The organism is Micropepsis pineolensis (genome assembly GCF_055392125.1).
This window is the reverse complement of record NZ_AP042408.1, coordinates 1,122,191-1,139,511: the sequence shown is the minus strand read 5'-3', so window position 1 is coordinate 1,139,511 and position 17,321 is coordinate 1,122,191. Positions and strand designations below refer to the sequence as shown.

Sequence of the window (17,321 nt, the reverse complement as noted above, 5' to 3'; positions counted from 1 at the left end):
CCCGGCACAACGGACTGGGCAAGTTCTTCGCCTGCCCGGAAATTCCTGCCGCCCCACCGATCCCAGTCAGATTCAAAACCCCGCCATTTCCGCCAAAAACCGCCCCACCCGCTTAGGCATGAACCCTGCTTGAGGGTTGGCGGGTTAATGCGTCGTGTGAAGGGTTCGGCAAAGGATGCCAAGGATGGCTGCACTGGTGACAGACATCTTCCTTAAGGGGATCCCCGCGCGGCTGCAGGAAGCGGCATAGGCATGGTTTCGGCGATCTCCTCATATTCGGCCGCGCAGATAGCGAGCCTGACATCAGACGAAATCGCGTCGCTGACCACGACCGACTTGCGCTCGCTCGACACCACCCAGGTTTCCGCCTTCACCATCACCGAAATCGAGGAATTAAGCGGGACCCAGCTGGCCTCGCTGACCACCACCCAGGTCGCCGCCCTGACGGATGACCAGCTCAGCGTCGTTTCCGTCGACCAGATTTACCAGTTCAGTGCGTCACAGATGGCCGTGCTGATCACGGCCCAGATCGACTCCCTCGGCACCGAGGAAATCGCGGCACTGACCACCACCCAGCTTGGCACCTTCACCGCAGGTGAAATCGGCGCCCTGACCGACGAGCAGTTTTCCGTGCTGTCGGCCACCCAGCTGGCAGGACTTTCGACCACTCAGGTCAAGGGCTTGAGCGTCACCGAGCTGAGCGAAATGACGGCGACGCAGCTGGCGGGCCTTACCGCCACGCAAATCGCCGTACTCAGCGCCACCCAGATCGCCGCGCTGTCGGCCACGCTGATCGCGTCACTGTCAACCACCCAGGCGGCAGCCTTGCTGCCCACCCAGATCAAGGCCCTGACGCAGGATCAGGCCGCCGCGCTGACCAGCACGCAACTGGCGGTATTTACCGCCACCGATATGGCCGCGCTGACCAGTACCGACCTGTCGACACTGACAGCGACCGAAATCGCATCGCTGACCACGACCCAGATCAAGGGCCTGACATCAACACAACTGGCGGCGCTGACCAGCAGCCAGATTACGGCGCTGACCTCCGCCCAGTTGGCGGTGTTGACCGCCACCCAGATCAGTGGACTGACCGCCTCCGAAGTTTCGGCCCTGACCGATACGCAGCTGGCGGATCTGACCGCGACCCAGATTGCCGGCATCAACACGTCAGCGCTCGACGGCTTATCAACATCCGATATCGCCAGCCTGACGTTAACCCAGTTAGCAGGGCTGACGGCCACCCAGATGGCCGGGCTGGACGACACCCAGATTGCGGCACTGACGCTGACCCAGCTCGCCGCGCTGACCACCACGCAAATCAAAAAACTCACCACCACGGAAATCGCGTCATTCAGCCAGACCCAACTGGCGGCGCTGACCACCACACAACTGAACGCTCTGACCAATACCCAGGTCAAAGCCCTGACCAACGATCAGCTCGCCGGCCTGAGCGACAGCCAGCTTGACGCCTTAAGCACCTCCGGGATTGCCGCGCTGACCACCACCCAGATCACGTCACTGACCGCGACGCAGATCACGGCGCTCACCACCACACAGATCAAAAGCCTGACCGCCGCCCAGATCGGTGCGATGAACACCACCCAGATCGAGGCGCTGACCACCACCCAGCTGCACCTTCTGACCACGACGCAGATCAGCGGGCTGGATGATGACGGGGCCGCAGCGCTGACCGACACACAGCTCACCAGCCTGACCTCGACCCAGCTGTCCGGGCTGACGGCAACGGCGCTTAATGGCTTAAGCATCACCGATATCAGTGCGTTGTCGATGACCCAGCTGGATGGGATCACCTCGACGCAACTGGCCAGCCTGGATGAAACCCAGCTGTCGGCCCTCAGTGTCACCCAGCTCAATTCGCTGACCACGACGCAGCTTGGCAAACTGGTCTCTACCGAAATCGCCGCCCTGACGGTGACCCAGATTGCCGGAATGTCGACCACGCTGCTGGCCAGCCTGTCGGCCAGTCAGATCAAGGGACTGACGGACGATCAAATCGCCACCCTGTCGCAATCCCAGCTCAATGCCATCACCGCGACCGGCATCAGCGGCCTGACCACCACCCAGATTGACGCGCTGACCCCAACGCAAATCAGCCTGCTGACCACCACTCAGCTGAAGGGGCTGACCTCGACCGATCTTGCATCGCTTGATGAAGATCAGTTTCAGGCGCTGACCACCTGGCAGCTTGACAGCCTGACCACAACGCAGACCAAAGGCCTGACCTCGACCGAGATCGATGATCTGACCGACACACAATTGCTGTCACTGTCGGAAACGCAATTGTCGGCGCTCACCACCACGGCGATCAAAGCGCTGTCGACCACGCAGCTTCTGGAACTGACCACCACACAGCTCAAAGGGTTGACCTCGACCCAAACCGCTGCGCTGCAGGATACCCAGGTTTCGGCGCTGAGTGTCACCCAGCTCGATAGCCTGACCACCACGCAGTTGCGCGGCATGACCAGCACGGCCATCGGCGCATTGACCGTGACGCAGTTCTCCAGCCTGTCGGTGCAGCAGATCAGTTCGCTGACAACGACACAGATCAAGGGGCTGGCCGATACCCAATTTGATGCGCTGACCGCAACCCAGTTGTTATCGCTGACCGCCACACAACTGGCGGCCGTAACCACCACACAGGCCAATGCCTTAAGCGCCGAACAGCTCGCTGCGCTGACCACCACACAGATCAAGGGCCTGACATCGACGGTTATCGGCTCGCTCGACGAAACCCAGATCGATGCGCTGACCACGACCCAGTTCGATACGCTGACCACGACACAGCTCAAAGGGCTGACCAGCGACGAGATTTCCACACTCGACACCACCCAGCTGGCGACCCTGTCGGCCAATGACATCGCCGCCCTCACTGCCACCGCGGTCAAAGGTCTGACGGCTACCGAAATCTCGGAACTGACCACGACCCAGCTGTCCGGCTTCACCACCACGCAATTTGCCGCCCTGTCGGAAGAGCAGATCACCGCGCTGTCGACGACACAGCTCAGCACGTTGTCGACCACGCAGCTGCGCAAATTATCGACCACCGACATTGCCGCGCTCACCACCACGCAGCTGGCGGCGTTATCCAAGACTCAACTGGCCTCGTTCACCGCCACGCAGATCAAGGGCCTGACCGACGAACAGATTCAGGCCTTCACCACCACCCAGCTTGCCGCGCTGACCGCGACCCAGATGGCGGCGCTGACCACCACCCAGGCCAGCGATCTGTCGACCACCCAGATTGCCGCGCTGACCACGACACAGCTCAAAGGGCTGACCGCGGCGGCAACCGGTGCGTTGGATACCGATCAGATCGAAGCGCTTTCCACCACGCAGGTTAGCGCGCTCACCACCACTCAGCTTAAAGGGCTGGGCTCGGATGATGTCGCCGCGCTAACTGCGACGCAGCTGGCCTCGCTGACCTCGACCCAGTTGGCTTCACTGACGGTTACGGCGCTGGCGGGTTTAAGCGAAACCCAGATAGCCGAGCTGACCACCACCCAGCTTAAAGGGCTGACGGCAACCCAGACCAAGGCGCTGGCCGACACCCAGGTTGCCGCCCTGACGGTAACGCAGCTGACCGCCCTGAGCACGGCTGATATCAAGGCGCTGACCACCACCGCGATTACCGCACTGACCGCGACCCAGATCGCCGGCCTGACCACCACGCAGGTCAAAGCGCTGACCGCCACCCAGGTCGGTGCGCTAGCCGACACCCAGATCGAAGCGCTCACCACCACGCAAGTCGCGGTTCTGGCCACTACGGAAATCACCGGGATGACCTCGACGGCGGTCGCCGCGCTGACCGAGACCCAGCTGGCCGTGATGACGTCGACGCAAATCGCGGCCATCACCAAGACCGCCATTGCGGGAATGACCGAAACCCAGATCGGGGAACTGAGCGCCACACAGGCCAAAGGGCTGACCGCAACGCAATTTGCGGCGATGAACGAGACCCAGGTTGCCGCCCTGTCCACCACGCAGCTGGCGACATTGACGGCATTGGAAGTGGCCGCACTCACCACCACGGGCGTTGATGCGCTGGCCGACACCCAGATTGCCGCGCTCACCACCACCCAGATCAAAGGCTTAACCAGAACCGAATTTGCCGCACTCGACGAAACACAGCTGTCGGCCCTGACCACCACCCAGATGGCGGCGCTGACCTCGACCCAGCTGTCGGCGATAACCGCGACCCAGGCATCGGAATTATCGACCGAACAACTCGCCGTGCTGACCTCGCGGCAACTGACTTCGCTCACCACCAGTGCGGTGGCGGCGCTGACCGAAACGCAGGTGGCGTCGCTCACCACCACCCAGCTTGACGGCATGACCACGACGCAGATCAGTGCGTTGGTGGATACCCAGATCGAAGCGATGACCACGACACAATTGTCGTCGTTGTCGACCAACCAGATCGCCAATCTGTCGGCCACAGCGGTTTCGGCACTGGACGAAGAGCAAATCTCGGCCCTGACGACGAACCAGCTCGCCGCCCTGTCGGCCGCAGCCATCGCCGGTTTGACGGTAACAGAGTTTGCCGCGCTATCCGCCACGCAGCTTGCTTCGCTGTCGGCCACCGAAATCGGTGCGCTAACGTCTGATCAGTTGGGCACCCTGAACGAAACCCAGATTGCTGCGCTGACCACCACGCAGATCAAGGCGCTGACCTCGACCCAGATCAGCGAGTTGACCGCAACGCAGGTTGCCGCGCTGACCGACACACAGATTGAGACGCTGACCATCACGCAGGTGGCCGGACTGTCCGATGATGATATGTCGGCCCTGTCGGCGACGCAGATTTCGCTGCTCAGTTCGGCACAACTGTCCAACCTCTCCACCACGGCGATCGGCGGTCTGGACGAAAACGATATCGCCGCGCTGACCTCGACCCAGCTGGCCGGGCTAACCACCACACAAATGGCCTCGTTAGAGGATACGCAGGTCGAAGCGCTGACCACCACGCAGCTGACCGAACTCAGCACGGCGCAGATCCGCAAACTCAGCACCGATAACATTGCCGCGCTCACCACCGAGCAGATCGCGGCGCTGACCACCGAACAGGTGGCGGCGCTCACCACCGATCAGATCGCCGCACTGGAAGACACCCAGCTGGCAGCCCTGTCGGCAACGCAGTTCTCGGCCCTCAAGGCCACCGAAATTGCAGCGCTGACCACCACCCAGGTCGGCAATCTGCAGACGACCGAAATTGCCCAGCTCACCACGACACAGATCGGTGGCCTGACGCAAACCCAGATTGCCGCGCTGGAAGACACCCAGATCGATGTACTGACCACCACCCAGCTGGCCACACTGACCAAGACGCAGATGGCCGGGCTGGATGACGACCAGATTGGTTCGCTGACCACCACACAGCTGAGCGTTTTAAGCAGCAGCCAACTTTCGGCGCTGACCACCACGGCCATGACCGGTTTAAGCCTGACCGAGATTGCCGCACTGACCACCACGCAAATCGCCGGGCTGACCTCGACCGAGATTGGCGCGCTGGCGGATACTCAGATTGCGGCTTTTACCAGCACACAAATTGCGGCGCTGACCACCACGCAGATCAAGGGGCTGACCACCACCGAGATTGGCGCCCTGACTGCGACCCAGATTTCTGTTTTGTCGGCGACCCAGATGGCGGCGCTGGATGAAGCCAGCATTGCCGGGCTGAGTGAAACCCAGATCGCTGGCATGACGGCGACGCAGCTGGCGGCGCTGACCTCGACCGAAATCAGTGCCCTGACCACCGATCAGATTTCGGCGCTGTCGGCGAGCCAGATTGCCGCCCTGACGGTCACGCAGTTAAAGGGATTGAGCGCCACAGAGATCAGTGCCCTGACCACCACACAGGTGGCGGGCCTGACCACCACGCAGCTCGAATCGCTGTCGACCACCCAGATCGCCGGTTTCACCGAAGACGATGTCACGGCGATGAGCGCCACGCAGCTCGCCACCTTTAGCGCCACCCAGATCGGGGCGTTGAGCGCCGATGCGGTCGACGGGTTCACGGCCACGCAATTGGCGACACTGACCACCACACAGGTCAAGGGGCTGACCGCCACCCAGATTGCCGCGCTGCAGGATACCCAGATTGAAGCGCTTTCCACCGATCAGATTGCTGCGCTGTCCACCACCCAGATCAGCGCCCTGACCGAAACCCAGATTGACAGCCTGACCGCCACCGAAATTGCCGGACTGACCACGACACAGGTTCGTGGCCTTTCTGCCGATCAGATTGCCGAACTCGACGAAACCAAAATTGCCGCGCTGACCACGGCCCAGATCGATGCCCTGACCACCACGCAGGTCAGCGGCCTGACTGCGGATCAACTGGCCGCCTTATCGGCGACGCAACTGGCCGCGCTGGAAAACACCCAGATCGCCGCCCTGTCGGCCGATGCCGTCAGCGGCCTGACCACCACACAGATCGCCCAGCTCACCACCACCCAGATCGACAATCTGACCGCCACCCAGATGGCCGCGCTGTCGAACACGCAGCTTGAGGCCTTGTCGGACGATCAGGTCTCCTCGCTGTCGACCACACAAATCCGGGGCTTAAGCGCCGATCAGCTTTCGGCGCTGGATCAAAGTCAGATCGCCGCGCTGACCACCACCCAGATTGCATCGCTGACCACCACAGAAATTACCGGTCTGACCGAAACCCAGATCGCCTGGATGACCACGACGCAGCTGGGCGCGCTGACCTCGACCGAAATTTCCTCGCTGACCACCACCCAGATCGATAATCTGACTGCGACCCAGATCGCCCAGCTCAGCACGACCCAGATCAAGGGACTGTCATCGGATCAGATCGCCTCGCTCGACACCACGCAGATTGCCGGGCTGACCACGACGCAGATCGGGGTGCTGACCTCGACCCAAATCGCCGGTCTCGACGATAACGACGTGAATGCCTTAAGCGACGCGCAACTGGCCGAGATGACTTCGACCCAGCTGGCCGGTCTGACCGCAACGGGGATTTCTGGTTTCAGCCAAACTCAGCTGGCGGAACTCACCACCACCCAGGTGCACGGGCTGACCACCACGCAGATTGCGGCCCTGACGGACACCCAGATTCAGGCGCTGACCACCACGCAGGTCGCTTCGCTGACCACGACGCAGATTTCGGCACTGAATGCCACCGAACTGGCGGCACTGACCGCCGATCAGATCAGCGCCCTGGACACCACGCAGATGTCGGCGCTGTCAGCTGCCGAAATCGCCGGGCTGACCGAAACCCAGATCGCCGGCATGACGGCAACGCAGCTGTCGGCCCTGACGGCAACGGAAATTTCCGGGCTGACCGAAACCCAGTTGTCGGTGCTGACCGCAACGCAAATCGGCCAGCTGACCACGACGCAGGTCAAGGGCCTGACCGCCACCGAACTGGCCGCGCTGACCACCGACCAGATGGCCGGGCTGACCACCGATCAGATCAGTGTACTGACTAAAACCCAGCTCGCAGGGCTGACCGCCACCGAAGCGGCCGCGCTGACGGCAACACAGCTTGCCAGCCTGAGCTCGACACAGATTACCGGACTGACCACCACGGCGGTTGAATCCCTGACCACCAGCCAGATCAGTGCCCTGACCACCACGCAGCTGGCCGGGCTGACCGCAACGCAAATGGCGGCGCTGGAAGATACCCAGATCGAAGCCCTGACCACGACCCAGTTTGCCAGCCTGACCACGACCCAGATTGGCGGCATGGGCGAAGATCAGATTGCAGCCCTGGGCAGCGATCAGCTTGCCGTTCTGGATGCCAAGCAGATCGCGGCTCTGGATGCAGACAGCCTTGACCAGCTTTCGACCACCGAAGTGGCCGCGCTGACCACAACGCAAATTCAGGCCCTGACATCGACCCAGATTGCAGCGCTGACCTCGACCCAGGTTGCAGCCCTGACGGCGACCGAGCTTAGCGCCCTGCGCACAACACAGATCAAGGCTTTGGTCTCCAGTGAAGTCGAAGCCCTGACCATTACACAGCTCGACAACCTGACCACCACGCAGCTGGCGGCGATCACCACCACAGCGATCAAGGGCCTCAACGAAACCCAGCTTGCGTCGCTGGACACCACCCAGCTGCAGGCCCTTGATACCACGCAGATTGCGGCACTGACCAAGACACAAATCGCCGAGCTGACCACCACGCAGATGGGCGAGCTGACCAATACCCAGCTGCAAAATCTGACGGCCACGCAGATCGGCGCCTTGAGCACCACGCAACTGGCCAGCCTGACCACCACGCAGATCGGCACGCTGACCGCCACGGAAATCAGTGGCCTGCTCGACACCCAGATCGCGGCAATGACTGCCACGCAACTGGCCGCACTGAAGACAACGCAGATTGCGGCGCTGTCGACCACGGCGATTGCTGGCCTGACCTCGACCGAGATCGCTGAACTGTCGACCACGCAGATTTCAGCGCTGACATCGACGCAGTATGCCGCGTTAAGCGAATTGCAGATTGAATCGCTGACCGCCGCACAGCTGGCCGCGTTGACCACGACCCAGATCGCCGGCCTGTCGACCGATGGCCTCAACGCCTTAAGCGCCACGGAAATCGCATCTTTGTCGACCGCGCAGATCCGTGCGCTGACCAAGACACAGATTGCCTCGCTGACCGCCACGGCGATTGCGGCGCTGACCACCACGCAGGTGGAATCCCTGACCACGACCCAGATTGCCGCGATCAACGAAACCGGCATTGCCGCGCTGACAGACACGCAACTGGCCGCACTGAAAACAACCCAGATCGCCGCGATTTCAACATCGGCCATCGCTGGCCTGACCACCAGTGATATTGCCGCGCTCACCACCACCCAATATGCCGCCCTGACCGCGACACAGATCGGTGCGCTGGCCGATACCCAGGTGTCGGCACTGACCGCGACGCAATTGGCGGCCCTGTCGACCACCCAGATTCAGAGCCTGTCGGTGACCGGCATCGCCGCGCTGACCTCGACCCAGATTGCCGGGCTGTCGACCACCGATCTGAACGAGCTGACGGCTACCCAGATGGCATCGCTGACCGACACGCAGGTCACCGCGCTGACCACCACGCAACTGGCGGCACTGACCACCACGCAACTGTCGGAACTTTCCGAAACCGGTATTCAGGGCCTCAGCCTGACCCAGCTTACGGCGCTCACCACCACGCAGATCAAGGCGCTGACCTCGGACGAAGTCGGGGCGCTGACCGAAACCCAGATCAGCGAACTGAGCACCACGCAGATTCAGACCCTGACCACCACGGCTTTGGCGGGCCTGACCGAAACGCAGCTGGCGGCGCTTTCCACCACACAGATTGACAGCCTGACCAAGACGCAGATCTCCTCGCTGTCAACCGGAGCCATCGATGGCATCACCGGCACGCAGATCGCCACCTGGACCACGACGCAGGTCAACGCCCTGTCGGCCACGCAACTGGCGGCACTGTCCTCGGATGCCATCGGCGGTTTGACGTCAACACAGTTTGCGGCACTGACCACCACACAGCTGTCCAGCCTGTCGGCCACCACGATTGCCGGCCTCAACGAAACCCAGATTGAAAGCCTGACCACGGCGCAGCTCAAAGCGCTGACCACCACCGAGATTTCCGGCCTGACGGCAACGCAGATTTCCGAACTGTCGGAAACCCAGCTTAAGGCCCTCTACGCAACGCAGATTACCGCTTTGTCGACATCGGCGATTTCAGGCCTGACATCGACCGAGATCGATGCGCTGACTTCGACCCAGCTTGAGGCGCTGACCACGACGCAGATGAAGGCAATCACGTCGACCGCGATCGTCGGGTTGTCGACCACCGACCTCAAGACGCTGACCACCACGCAGCTCGCCAGCCTGTCATCGACCGCCATCGGGGCTTTAAACGAAACCCAGATGGATTATCTGACCACGACGCAGATTGCGGCGCTGACCACCACCGAGATTTCCGGCCTGACTTCGACGCAGGTGTCGGAACTGGAAACCACCCAGTTTGCCGCGCTGACCTCGAGCCAGATTGGTGCGTTGTCAAAGAGTGCCATTACCGGTCTGACCGAAACCGAAATCGAGGATATGACCATCACGCAGATGAGCGGTCTGACCTCGACCCAGATCGGCTCACTCAGCACGACGGAAATTAACTCGCTGACCACCACCGAGGTTGCCGCGATGACCGCCACCCAGCTGGCGGGTCTGGTCCGTATTCAGCTGCGTGCCTTAAGCTCGAACCAAATCAGTGCACTGACGGTTACCCAGCTGGAATCCCTGTCTTCAACCCAGGTCGGTTCGCTGACCGTGACCGAACTGGGCGAGCTGACCGAAACCCAGTTCGATGCCCTGACCGCCACCCAGATCGCCGGGCTGTCGGCCAGCCAGCTTGATACGCTGACCGACAACGTTCTGAGCGAGATCCAGGCAACCCAGCTCAGCGCCATCAGCACCACCACGATGACCGAGCTTGGCACCACCTTCCTGGAAGGTCTGACCGAAACACAGATCGATGGCCTGACCGCCACCCAGATCGCCTATATTACCACCACCACATTGGCCGCCTTATCGTCAGAAACTGTGTCCGCACTGGAAGCCGCCGAAGGCTGATGCTATTTAAGCACGGGACGGCACTATCCGGCGCATACGGTACAAGTGCGATATTTTGCGACAATAAATCTGCCGCTGCGCCAAATGACTGGTATATAAGGCTGTAAAATTTCCCTGCGGGAGTAGCCATGCTGAATGAACTTCTGGCCACAGCACTGCGCCGCGCCAGCGAACGCGTCATGACCGTGCTTGATCTGATCCAGACGGTGGAACGTGTCCGCCCTTTAAGCGGCGAAGATGGCGTACAACAGCTTTACGATACCTGGATCGCGCATAACGAAGACGACCCGCTGCTGTATGCCGTGCTGTTCAATTATTCTGTTACGCTGTCGGAAACCGGCGCCCTCGACAAATCGCGTGCCGCATTGGAACGGTCGCTGACGCTGAAGCCTGATTTCATGCCCGCCCACATCAATCTGGGCCGCATTCTGGAACGTCAGGGCGGTATTCAGCAGGCCGTTACACAGTGGACCCAGGTGATCGACGGTCTTGCGCAGATCAGCGGCCCCGCCATCGTGCACAAAATCACCGCGCTGAACCAGACCGCCCGCGTGCTGGAAGCCGCAGGGCAGGATGAGCCCGCGCAGAATATGCTGCGCTTAAGTGTCGAGATCGATCCGGCCCAACGCGAGCCGGTGCAACATCTGATTGCGCTGCGTCAGCGCGGTTGTGAATGGCCGATTGTTTCGCCGTGGGAACGGGTGAGCCATGAGACGCTGATGCGCGGCATGTCACCCTTGTCGGCGGCGGGTTATGGCGATGATCCCATGCTGCAACTGGCCAATGCCTGGAACTATAACCGGCTGGATGTCGGCTTACCCGATGTCCGCAACATTCCCTCGCATTGGGCGGCAACCGGGCGGCAGGGCGGCCCGTTGCGCATCGGCTATCTGTCGAGTGATTTGCGCGAACATGCTGTCGGCCACCTGATGGCCGAGGTGTTCGGCCTGCATGACCGCAGCAAGGTCGAAGTCTACGCCTATTATTGCGGTATCCGGACCGACGATGTCATGCACCGCGCCTTCAAGGCCGATGCGGACCGCTGGGCCGATATTTCGCAGATGAGCGATGCCGCCGCGGCCCAGCGCATGGCCGATGATGGCATACAGATTCTGGTCGATCTCAACGGTTACACCCGCGAGGGTCGTACCAAGCTGGTGGCCATGCGCCCCGCACCGGTGATCGTCAACTGGCTCGGCTATCCCGGCACCATGGCCAGCCCGTATCACCAGTATATTGTCGCGGACGACTGGATCATTCCGCCCGACGGTGAAAAATACTATTCGGAAAAAGTGCTGCGCCTGCCCTGTTATCAGCCGACCAACCGCAAGCGCATCATCTCGCCCAACACACCGAGCCGCGCCGAGGCCCGTCTGCCGGAAGATGCCACGGTGTTCTGCTGCTTCAACGGCACGCACAAAATTACCCGCTTCACCTTTGACCGCTGGCTGACGATTTTATCGCGTGTGCCCGGCTCGGTGCTGTGGCTGTTGTCGAGCACGGATGTGGTGCAGGAGCGCCTGCGCAAATATGCTGCGGACAAAGGGCTTGATACCACGCGGCTGATCTTTGCCGAAAAACGTCCGAACCCGGATCATCTCGCGCGATATCCGCTGGCCGATTTGTTCCTCGACTGCCTGCCCTATGGCGCGCACACCACAGCATCGGATGCCTTGTGGATGGGCGTACCGGTGCTGACCTTGTCGGGCCGTTCGTTCGCGGCGCGGGTCTGCGGCAGCTTGGTACGATCAGCCGGATTGCCCGAACTGGTCTGCACCACGGCGGATGATTTTGTTGACCGCGCCGTGGCGCTGGGCCGTGACCGCAGCCTGATTCATCAGTACAGGGACCGCCTTATCGCCGGGCGCGACAGCTCTACCTTGTTTGATGTGCCGGGACTGGTGGCCCATCTTGAAGAACTGTACCAGCAGATGTGGGCCGATTTTGAGAACCATAGCCTGCCGGTGCCCGATCTGACCAATATGCAGGACTATCTTGAGATTGGTATCAGCCACGATCAGGAAAAAGACGATGTGCTGGCAATCGCCGATTACGAGGGCTGGTGGCGTGAACGCGTAAAAGCCCGCCACGCCTTAACCCCGCTGCATCCCGACAAAAGGCTATTTGACGGGGTTTGAAACCGCTGCTTCCCGGTCGAAGTGGTCACGGGCCGCTTCGACTGCGATCAGCTTATCCGCGGCCCACACCCACACCCCGCAGAAAGCCGCACTTAAAGTCAGACCAAGCTCTGTAATGCTGTATTCGACGTGCGGTGGAACCTCCGGATACATCTTGCGTGATACCAGTCCATTGCGCTCCATCTCGCGCAACGTCTGGGTCAGCATTTTTTGACTGACACCGCCGATGGTGCGGCCCAACGCGCCAAAGCGCTGTGTGCCTTGTCCTGACAAGGTTTCTAAAATCAGCATTGTCCATTTGTCGGCAATGCAGCCGATCAGTTCGATAACCAGCTTTTCCACCCGCGGATCAACCACAGCCTCCGGATCAGCGGGATGGCGGGTATAAATGGCCTTCAGCTTGGCCATTTGTTCAGGTGTCGGCGGACCAAAACGCGTCATCACATCTGCTCCTTAAGGCATACTATCGTTTTGGTAAGTATGTCTCTTTTGGGTGCCTTCTTTGTTTGCCAGGCGGCAACACTTATATTCATTGCAGCATTACGCCCAACAAGTCCCCAGCGGCCGTCTTTGGCCCATAGGAGTGTACCATGAAAATTGCCCTTATTACCGGCGGCAGCCGTGGTCTTGGTAAAAGCATGTGCCTTAATCTGGCAGACCAGGGCCGTGATGTTATCCTGACCTACAAAAGCAACGCCACCGAAGCCAAAGCGGTTGTAAAAGCCGTGACCGCCAAGGGCCGCAAGGCAGCCGCGCTGCAACTGGATGTCGCCGACAGTGCCAGCTTCAGTGACTTTGCCGCCCGCTTGCGTGCGGTGCTGGATAAAGTCTGGGGGCGGACAGATTTCGATTTTCTGGTCAATAATGCTGGCATCGGCCTTGGCGGCCCGATTGCCACAATGTCAGAAGAGGATTTCGACACACTGGTCAAAATCCATCTCAAGGCACCGTTCTTCCTGACCCAGAAGCTGTTGCCGCTCATCAAGGATGGCGGACGTATTATCAATATTTCCAGCGGCCTCGCCCGCTTCACCATGCCCGGTTACGCCGCCTATGGCGCGCTTAAAGGCGGCGTTGAAGTTCTGACACGCTATATGGCTAAAGAGCTTGGCCCGCGCCGGATTGCCGTCAACACCATCGCCCCCGGTGCCATTGAAACCGATTTTGGCGGCGGTGCGGTACGGGATAACAAAACCTATAACGACGCCATTTCAGCCGCCACAGCACTGGGCCGCGTCGGCTTACCTGATGACATCGGTGGGGCGGTGGCGCTGCTCTTGTCGGAAGGTGGTCGCTGGATCAACGCCCAGTGCATCGAGGTTTCGGGCGGCGTCAATCTGTAAGACCGGATGACAGGGGTGTCCGGGATTTAAACCGGCACCCCAACACTCTGCAGGTCGGCGCGGAACGCATCAGCCGTGGTGAAGCGGAACGCTTTCAGCCCCAGTTTATTGGATGCAGCGACATTGTCGGCATTATCGTCAATGAAAACCAGCGCCTCGCGCGGGATGCCGATCTCGCCAAGCGCGGTTTCGTAAAAACGCGCATCCGGTTTGACCATCTTATAGGCGCCCGACAGGAAGATCTTTTTGAACATCTTGAAAGCGGGCAGCGTATCGATCACCAGCGGGAACAGCTCGGTGCTCCAGTTCGACAGCGCATACATCTGCAACCCCGCCGCCGCGATATCCTGCATCAGTTCATAGGTCCCCGGCACCGGGCCGGTAATCATCTCGATCCAGCGGCCGTAATAGGCGCGGATTTCTTTTTCCCAGGCCGGATAAAGCGCCACCCGTTCCTCGGTCGCCAGTGCGAGGGGGTAACCGGCGTCTTGCTGGGCATTCCATTCTGGCGGACAAATCTTGGTCAGAAACCAATCCATCCTGGCCCGATCACCGTGGAACAGATCTGCAAAAACGATCTCCGGGTTCCAGCCGATCACCACATTGCCAAGATCGAAAACAACACCTGCAACTTTTACGTTAGCCACTGTATAGCCTTTAAATCTAAAGGATGCATGTTACGAACAGACTGTCACAAAACTTATGACCAAGCACTAACTGCGCCGCAAGGCGAAGCCAATAGGGACTAGCTGCGGCGAATAAAATGAGGCAAATTGCTACCGGTTACCGAAGCGGCCACAGAGCTGCCAGTAGAAAAACGCATATCGGAGGATGCCATGCCCAATCGTCGCCAACTGTTACAGATGGGGGCCTGTGCCTTCGCCCTGTCGGGATGGGGGCGGCTTGATGGGGCAGAGCCCGCCATACCGGCTACGGATGATGCCTTTTACGCCGCGCTGGCCCGGCTGGCCGATGCGCCGTTCAGCCAGCTGCAAAAAGAGATTCCGCCGCTGGATAAACTGGCCCACAGCCCCGCTGCGATGGATGATTATATCGCGCTGGTTCAGGCCATCACCATTGCCAGAACCGAAAGCCATGACGGATATAACCCGGCGCAATCGGGCCCCTATGTGGTGACCCAGCGCAACGGGGCCTGGCAAAAGGTCACGCCGGGGGCCAATGATCCCGCACTGGTGCGGGCCATTGATGCCGACAGCGCAACGATCGCCCAGGATGCCGCCCGCGGTGTGATCCCACCGGATTTCATTGTGGCGCCGATGGTCGCAAGGCTTGGTGCCAGCGCCAGAACCGCCGGGCCGGATGTCGCCGCAGCACTGCAGCGGCAGGCCGCAAAACTGACCAGCCTGCCCAAACGGCACGATGCCGGGGCCTGGGCCTTGCCGATGGGCGAGAACTACTACGCTGCCACCCTGATTGCCGGGGCCAGCGGCCCGTTCGGAAATATCATATCCAGTGACAGCCTCCACCGCGAAGCACTGGACGAAATCGCCAAAATCAACAGCCGCCTTATTCCGCTACTGCAGGCCCAAGGCTTTAAAACCGGCAGCGTCGGCGCCCGCCTGCACGCGCTGGCCCGCGATTCGCGCTATCTTTATGAGGACAGTGCGGCCGGCCGCGCCGCCGCCGTCGCCGACATGAATGGCTGGCTCGCAACCGCCCGCCCGGTGCTGGCTCGCCAATTCGACTGGCTGCCAAAGGATGTCTCGGTTGAGCTGGCCGCTCCGGACAAGCGCGGCTGGCGACAGGCCCCCGCCTATGACGGCAGCAAAGCCGGAACCTATTATGTCGACCTGCGCAATATCCGCGCCCGTCCGCGCTGGAGCCTTCGGACCGTGGTGCATCATGAAACCCTGCCCGGCCACCTGTTGCAGCAGCCCATACAGGACAAGGTTGCCCCGCCGGTGTTACGGGTACGCGCCACCGGCATGGCCTATACCGAAGGCTGGGCAATCTATGGCGAGGAGTTTTGCGCCGAGCTTGGCCTTTTAAACGGCGATGCCTTAGGCGAGATCGGCCTGTGGCAATCGGTTCTGATGCGGCTGGCCCGCCAGCTGATTGATACCGGCATCAATTACAAGCGCTGGAGCCGGGAACAGGCGCTGGCCACCCTGTCCGAAGTTTGTGGCGACATGCCCGAATCCCTGACCGCCGAAGTGGATCGCGTCGTCGTGCAGCCCGGGGCGACCGCCGGGCAGGCCATTGGCCGCACCGCCATCTGGCGCCTGCGCCGCCACGCGGAAGCTGCCCTGAAAGGCCGCTTCGATCTGAAGGCGTTTCACGACATGGTGCTGAACCGCGGCCCGGTCACCATTCCGATGCTGGAACGCATGACAGAGCGTTTCATCGCCGCCCGTCAGGGCTGACCCCACGCGCCCCGCCGGTTATTCGCTGCCCGCCAGCCAGTCGCAACGGATATGGGCATCGAGCCGTGGCAACACCGCGGCCAGAGCTTCGTGCATTTGCCCGACAAAGCCATAGGGCGGATTGACGATGACCAGCCCGGCGGCGGCCAGTTTGCCTTCGGGCGGGGTGTTGAGCACGATGTCGAGGCGCAGCACCTTGTCCGCGCCGCTGGCCAGAATTTCACCGCAGAACCGATCGGCATCAGCCGGGGATTTGATCGGGAACCAGATCAGATAAATCCCATTGGCGAAGCGACGATAGGCATCGCTAAAGGCCCGCCCGCAGGTGGTAAATTCATCTGGGGCTTCAAAGGGCGGGTCGATCAGCACCAGTCCGCGCCGTTCCGGCGGCGGTAACAGCGACGGCAGGCTGGCATAACCATCGCCTTCGATCACGCGGGCTTTGCGAAACGCATAAAGAACCTCGCGCAGACCGAGGGCTTCCTCGGGATGCTTTTCCACCGCCACCAAACGATCCTGCGGCCGCAGATGCAGCGCCGTAATCAGCGGCGAACCGGGGTAAACCTTGCCGGTCGCGCAAAAATCCAGATAGGCGTGCAGCAGATCCGACGGTGCGGCCACCCCGGCGCGCAAACGGTCGATCCCCGCAGCGGCCTCGCCGGTGCGCTGGGTATCCATATCGCTAAGGTCATAAGCCCCGCGTCCGGCGTGGCTGTCGATGACGGCGAAAGGTTTCTCTTTCAGCCTGAGGTGACGCAGGATGGCGATCAGCGCCAGATGCTTGACGACGTCGGCGAAGTTTCCGGCATGGAAGGCGTGTCGATAGTTCATGCCCCTTCATA

7 protein-coding genes are annotated in these 17,321 nt (G+C 61.1%); 4 read left to right on the top strand and 3 right to left on the bottom strand.

The features are described from left to right. Positions 1-252: 252 nt before the first annotated feature. A complete protein-coding gene (locus ACZ5RI_RS05065) occupies positions 253-10,614 on the top strand; it encodes a beta strand repeat-containing protein (RefSeq protein ID WP_464515022.1) in 10,362 nt (3,453 codons plus the stop codon). Between the two features lie 128 nt (positions 10,615-10,742). Then, a complete protein-coding gene (locus ACZ5RI_RS05060) occupies positions 10,743-12,752 on the top strand; it encodes an O-linked N-acetylglucosamine transferase, SPINDLY family protein (RefSeq protein WP_464515021.1) in 2,010 nt (669 codons plus the stop codon). Here the strand turns inward: ACZ5RI_RS05060 and ACZ5RI_RS05055 are convergent. After that, positions 12,735-13,160, bottom strand: coding sequence for a winged helix-turn-helix transcriptional regulator (locus ACZ5RI_RS05055; protein ID WP_464515552.1), 426 nt, complete (start codon positions 13,158-13,160; stop codon positions 12,735-12,737). The two genes, ACZ5RI_RS05060 and ACZ5RI_RS05055, sit on opposite strands and share 18 nt — an antisense overlap. Before the next feature lie 182 nt (positions 13,161-13,342). Here ACZ5RI_RS05055 and ACZ5RI_RS05050 point away from each other — a divergent pair, with 182 nt between their 5' ends. Beyond that, positions 13,343-14,095: an SDR family NAD(P)-dependent oxidoreductase gene (locus ACZ5RI_RS05050; RefSeq protein WP_464515020.1), complete on the top strand. Its 753-nt coding sequence runs from the start codon at positions 13,343-13,345 to the stop codon at positions 14,093-14,095. Between the two features lie 26 nt (positions 14,096-14,121). Here the strand turns inward: ACZ5RI_RS05050 and ACZ5RI_RS05045 are convergent, their stop codons facing one another. Beyond that, positions 14,122-14,742, bottom strand: a complete 621-nt coding sequence (locus ACZ5RI_RS05045; RefSeq protein WP_464515019.1) for an HAD family hydrolase — start codon at positions 14,740-14,742, stop codon at positions 14,122-14,124. Positions 14,743-14,931: 189 nt separating this feature from the next. Between ACZ5RI_RS05045 and ACZ5RI_RS05040 the strand changes: the two genes are divergently transcribed. After that, positions 14,932-16,479 (top strand): DUF885 domain-containing protein, encoded by a 1,548-nt coding sequence (locus ACZ5RI_RS05040; RefSeq protein ID WP_464515018.1) that lies wholly within the window; start codon positions 14,932-14,934, stop codon positions 16,477-16,479. A gap of 18 nt (positions 16,480-16,497) precedes the next feature. Here the strand turns inward: ACZ5RI_RS05040 and ACZ5RI_RS05035 are convergent, their stop codons facing one another. Next, entirely contained in the window at positions 16,498-17,310 is an 813-nt protein-coding gene (locus tag ACZ5RI_RS05035) for a 23S rRNA (adenine(2030)-N(6))-methyltransferase RlmJ (protein WP_464515017.1), read from the bottom strand. Between the last annotated feature and the right edge of the window lie 11 nt (positions 17,311-17,321).